This is a genomic window from Pseudobacillus badius (assembly GCF_002189605.1).
Taxonomy (GTDB): Bacteria; Bacillota; Bacilli; order Bacillales; family Domibacillaceae; genus Pseudobacillus; species Pseudobacillus badius.
The window spans coordinates 1-3,993 of the sequence record NZ_MWMM01000039.1; the positions used below are offsets into that span (position 1 = coordinate 1).

At 36.0% G+C, this 3,993-nt stretch carries 6 protein-coding genes; 3 read left to right on the top strand and 3 right to left on the bottom strand.

Annotated features, from left to right (window positions below):
* Positions 1–444 (top strand): DNA-binding protein (locus B1A98_RS20660; protein ID WP_087903799.1); only part of this gene is annotated, 444 nt, incomplete at its 5' end.
* Between the two features lie 478 nt (positions 445–922).
* Positions 923–1,519, top strand: coding sequence for a hypothetical protein (locus B1A98_RS19745; protein ID WP_087903800.1), 597 nt, complete (start codon positions 923–925; stop codon positions 1,517–1,519).
* A gap of 513 nt (positions 1,520–2,032) precedes the next feature.
* Here the strand turns inward: B1A98_RS19745 and B1A98_RS19750 are convergent.
* From B1A98_RS19750 to B1A98_RS19760, 3 genes are all read right to left on the bottom strand, one after another.
* Positions 2,033–2,686: a hypothetical protein gene (locus tag B1A98_RS19750; protein WP_063385388.1), complete on the bottom strand. Its 654-nt coding sequence runs from the start codon at positions 2,684–2,686 to the stop codon at positions 2,033–2,035.
* Between the two features lie 183 nt (positions 2,687–2,869).
* A complete protein-coding gene (locus B1A98_RS19755) occupies positions 2,870–3,280 on the bottom strand; it encodes a hypothetical protein (protein ID WP_063385387.1) in 411 nt (136 codons plus the stop codon).
* Complete coding sequence (locus B1A98_RS19760; RefSeq protein ID WP_240492492.1) at positions 3,277–3,552, bottom strand: hypothetical protein; 276 nt, start codon at positions 3,550–3,552, stop codon at positions 3,277–3,279. The genes B1A98_RS19755 and B1A98_RS19760 overlap by 4 nt, the downstream gene beginning before the upstream one ends.
* Before the next feature lie 265 nt (positions 3,553–3,817).
* Between B1A98_RS19760 and B1A98_RS20860 the strand changes: the two genes are divergently transcribed.
* Positions 3,818–3,993 (top strand): MerR family transcriptional regulator (locus B1A98_RS20860; protein ID WP_479531363.1); only part of this gene is annotated, 176 nt, incomplete at its 3' end.

A 3,993-nucleotide genomic window follows, 5' to 3' on the forward strand; every position in this document is an offset into this window, starting at 1 on the left:
TGGTCTATCGAATTAGAGAAAGCTGGTTATCTGTTTGAACGCAATGACAAAGGACAACGTATTTACTTTGAACGCGACTTTCAATCATTAAAAAAATTGAAGGAATTACTCGCTCATTCATTCACTTTAAAAAACGCTATAAATGCTGTTACATCAATGGATTTAGAAGAAAAAAATACTTTGCAAACGCCTAGCGTTCATGAGGAAGAAATACGTTTATCCAAACATGAATTACAGGCTCTTATTCAAGAAGAAGTGAAGAAAGCTGTAGAGCAGGAGAGAGCAACTTTAATAGAGGTATTCGAACATAAACTAAACAATGCAATTGAAGCCAGGGATCAGATGTTCATGCAGCAACTAAAAATTTCACAGGAAGAAAAACAAAAAGAGAGAACTAAAGGAAAAGAAAAAGTGTCTTGGTGGAGAAACATATTTTCCAAATAACAACAGAGATAGGACCATGAAAAGTTAGAAAGAGCATAAGGGAAAAATGTCCCCATAGATCGAGGGGAGTTAGGCAGAGCCTAACTTTTTCATGGGTATATAAAAATGAGCAAAACAATACAAAAGCAATACATTATTTTGCAAAAGACCAGCATAAATTTCAGCGTTTTCTTGACTGAACTCTGTCTATAAAAAAAGACCCCTAGGGGTCTTTTTTTATAGGACGGCCTCGCATCAAATAAGACTATGATTTATTTGATGCAAGAGGGAGGACCTCAATAAATGGGTTGAACAAACTTTCAATGCCACTTATTTAATATATGCTTCTAAACATTAATATGAATTTGGCAAATGACCTACATTTTAAAAAACGAAGAAAAATAAAAAGCCCATTTCAAATTATTCGAGACATACGAACAAGCATAAAGCCACATTGATACGTATACTACCCCAGATACTCAGTAAAGGGGGGGAAATAATGAACGAGAGAAAAGATAATCTAGAAAAATTAGAGAATTCCCTTGAAGTTATGAAACAACAAGGTCATTCATCAGAAGTTACTAACCTAGTAGAAAAAGCTCAATTACAACAGCCAGCACCATGTAGCCCAGTTATTTTTGATTGTTGCACCATTACTCTAGCTCCAGAATCTATTTTAGAATTTCCATTTGGATTGATTAACATTGGCGCAGACTTCTTTTTTCTAGACTGCTGCATCACAGAAGTAAGTTCTGATGCTTTGACACCGTGTGGAATTATTCCAGACGCTTGTACAGTAAACGAAGTAAGAGCAACTGGCCATATCAATTACGTTGCATCTTTCACCATTCCAACTTTTTACAACAACGGGGCGGGAGACTGTAACGAAGTTGTTGAACAAACTTTTTCTTGCAGTGGAACAACATGTGTCAATAATGTCATTTGCTATGCTCCAGTCACCGAAGATAACCCATGTCCAGATTTCTGTAATGGAAATACTCAAGCATTTGCTTATATTCAGGATATTGACTATTGCAGTGGTCAGAAAGCAATTGTCACAGTTGGCATTGTTTTTGTTCTTCCTGAATGCATCTAATAGTACACCTTGTGCTGTCAAGACAAATAAAAGCATGCAGTCTGTAGACTGCATGTTTTTTCTTTAGTGAGAGTTCTCTTTTTCACCTGTATACTCTATGCATACCTAGTTCACATAACACCACAAGAAGGAAGTAGCGGCTAGTCACAATCCCTTACGGGCTCTAATTTCTTCTTTCTTATCTAGATTTTTCTCTATGCAAAATTTTATGCATTGTTGATATACCAGTATTTTTAGTTTTTAAAAGGGCCTTCTGGCTGCATAAAAAAATGGGGTTTTATACAATTTTCTTCAACGAAAAATACACAAAATTAGTCTTGCAATTCAAAGGGCGACTTGTTATTTAATATAGAGTGAGAAGGGAAAAAGATAAGAATGTTATTATATCAAGGTTTATAGAGGATAAGGTGTGATAAAAAAATCACACCTGTGTGATAAAAAAATCACACCTTCTTATACTAAAAAGAAATCCGTAGTTATCAAAAATAATAACTACGGATTTAAAATCGGTATTCAAAATAAATAGATCGGTAAGTTATGTTTTTTCTTATCATCTTTTACTCTGAAATTGCGAAGTGACCTCTTAAAAATATGTTGAGTTGCTTTATCCACTCCATCTTTTGGAGAGCAGCAGATAATATTAGGATTAACAAACCAAGTACGAGAAGTACAAATACGTCCCTCTTCTGTTGTCATTCCTGCTTCTGCAACACCTAAAATTCCTTTTTTCAAAAGGCTATTCATAGTTCTAGAAATACTTTCTCTTGTCTTTCCAAATTGTTCAGCTAAATAACTTGGAGTAGCAGAATTTTCTATTTCTGTTTCTTCCATTGCTTTTTCAATAAGAACATTCGTTTTAAATTCTAAGAAAGCTGAAATCTTAAATAAAAAGGCTTGCTCAGCGTCCGTTATGTATCCAATCCTCACTAAATACTCAATGTTTTCAATAATCATTTGAGCAAACCTCACTTTATCAGCAGGTTTTTTCCTTTTCCCAAAAAAGTAATCATCCCCTGTAATCTGCTTCATCATGGTTAATACTTGATCAATCTGATCTTGAGAAAATCCCTTTAATTGCTCCATTTGCCTTTTTTCAATTTCAAAATCTCTTTGTCTAGCATTTCTCTCAGCTTTCTGGAAATCTACAACAGTTTTTTTCTTTTCCATCTTTGATTCCTCCCTATTTTGTGGCAGGAATTAGCTTTTGTATGGTAAAATACATATCATATGAGGAACAAAAACTAATGCCTGTTCGAAAAAACCGCCTCGCCGGCCAAAGCAAGGGCGGTTTTTTCGTGTTTTGGTATATTTCGACAATAGCAATAAATCTTCCTTTTTTCCACACTTCTCTTACTCTCTCGCTATTTTCGCTTGTAAGCTCGCTATTAACTTGTCATCAATCCTTTTAGGCTTATAACCCAGGCGGTCAATCAAAATGCCCTCTATGACCCTCATACGCTTTGTAGCCTCCTGATAGAGTTCTCCCCCTGCCTGAATCGTTTGCTCGTCCACAAAAGCCTTCTGGGCGCCTTTCTGGACCGTTCTCATCAAATGATAGGCTTCTGATCTTTCTTTTCTTAGAAAACGAACGAGAAGGCACAAATCAAGTGTGTGAAAGGCAGCCAATTCTGGTTGAGACAAATAAGCATCTGATTCAGATAAATAATCTTTCTTTTTTGGTCGTTCCAATCCCAAATCGGCTCCACAAAATGAACAAACCCCTACCTTCTCATTTTCTGTTTCACAATATGAACACATCATGATTTTTCATCCCTTATTTCAAGAACTAATTCACGAAAGAACGCTGATAATGGCTTTTTCCCTTTTCTTTGATAGATCTCTTCCCAAACCTGGTCAGGGAGAGTGATCGATACCTTTTTCGTAGTGCCAAGAGAAGGACGTCCAGCCCCTTCTCGTTTCCCTCCATGCTTTGGACGACAATCCATGCATACTTCATAACCCTTGTAAGACTGTTCATAAATTTGCGGTTCTAAGCAAAGCTCTTTTCCGCAGTTTGAACAAATGAATTTCATTAGTTTTTTTCTCTCCTTGAAATAAGTTACTTTAATTTTACAAAATCAAAAAACTCATTTCAAGGGATATGTAAAAAGATATTTCCCCATCACTAAAAACCAGATTGGCTTAAAGCCAATCACCAATTGCCTTCAAGGCAATTTCTTTTGCAGTTAAGTTCTTGCTGAGCAGCTATAGCAACATAAATAGCCGTGAACACTACTTTTCCTGTTCTAACAGGTATTTGACGAGCTGTTGACGAATATAGTGAACGGGGGTGAATGCATGAGCAACTTGAAGCAACTTGGATATTTTGCCAAAGAAACCGCACTGGAACTGGGTATTACAGCTTCTACTTTAAGAAGATGGTCTATCGAATTAGAGAAAGCTGGTTATCTGTTTGAACGCAATGACAAAGGACAACGTATTTACTTTGAACGCGACTTTCAATCATTAAAAAA

Coding starts and splice junctions, on each gene's coding strand:
- B1A98_RS19745 (WP_087903800.1), top strand. CDS start 923: ATGAACGAGAGAAAAGATAATCTAGAAAAATTAGAGAATTCCCTTGAA.
- B1A98_RS19760 (WP_240492492.1), bottom strand. CDS start 3,552: ATGAAATTCATTTGTTCAAACTGCGGAAAAGAGCTTTGCTTAGAACCG.
- B1A98_RS19755 (WP_063385387.1), bottom strand. CDS start 3,280: ATGATGTGTTCATATTGTGAAACAGAAAATGAGAAGGTAGGGGTTTGT.
- B1A98_RS19750 (WP_063385388.1), bottom strand. CDS start 2,686: ATGGAAAAGAAAAAAACTGTTGTAGATTTCCAGAAAGCTGAGAGAAAT.